Raw genomic sequence first — 750 nt, 5'->3', positions numbered from 1 at the left:
GGGGACGCCCTTTTCGTGGAGAATAACGGATTCGAACCGTTGACCCCCTGCTTGCAAAGCAGGTGCTCTAGCCAGCTGAGCTAATCCCCCTTCGTCCCGCCATGCCCGGCGGGGGAGGCTCTTTCTCTTTCAGGTAGTCCCAGGCAGACTTGAACTGCCGACCTCCACATTATCAGTGTGGCGCTCTAACCAACTGAGCTATAGGACTCGGTCGGCCGTCCGGCTTCTCTTTCACCAGCTGTCCCGGGGGACTTCTGTGCGCCCGGCTTCCTTCCTTCTCTCGAAATATCTAAAAAAACAGACAGGACTTTCTTCGCGTAACGAAATTGAACGGATGAGGGACGGGGTGAACCGGCTCCTGAAAAAATAAACTTCCGCGGCACCTCTCCAGAAAGGAGGTGTTCCAGCCGCACCTTCCGGTACGGCTACCTTGTTACGACTTAGCCCCAATTACCGATTTTGCCCTAGGCCGATCCTCGCGGTCACGGACTTCAGGCACTCCCGGCTTTCATGGCTTGACGGGCGGTGTGTACAAGGCCCGGGAACGTATTCACCGCGTCATGGCTGATGCGCGATTACTAGCGAATCCAGCTTCGTGGGGTCGGGTTGCAGACCCCAGTCCGAACTGGGACCGGTTTTTCAGGTTCGATGCACCTTGCGGGGCACCATCCTTCTGTACCGGCCATTGTAACACGTGTGTAGCCCCGGACGTAAGGGCCGTGCTGATTTGACGTCATCCCCACCTTCCTC

The 750-nt window shown here is 57.3% G+C and carries 2 tRNA genes and 1 rRNA gene; all 3 read right to left on the bottom strand.

The annotated features are described in order from the left end of the window. Positions 1–16: 16 nt before the first annotated feature. Positions 17–90, bottom strand: a tRNA-Ala gene (locus ACYRYG_RS13320). A 44-nt stretch (positions 91–134) separates the two neighbouring features. Further along, positions 135–208, bottom strand: a tRNA-Ile gene (locus ACYRYG_RS13315). 183 nt (positions 209–391) lie between these two features. Further along, positions 392–750: ribosomal RNA gene (locus tag ACYRYG_RS13310) — 16S ribosomal RNA — on the bottom strand; the annotation flags it as partial.

This window comes from Segatella asaccharophila, from assembly GCF_054687055.1.
The sequence above is the reverse complement of the archived record's forward strand: the minus strand, read 5'-3'. Positions and strand labels throughout refer to the sequence as shown.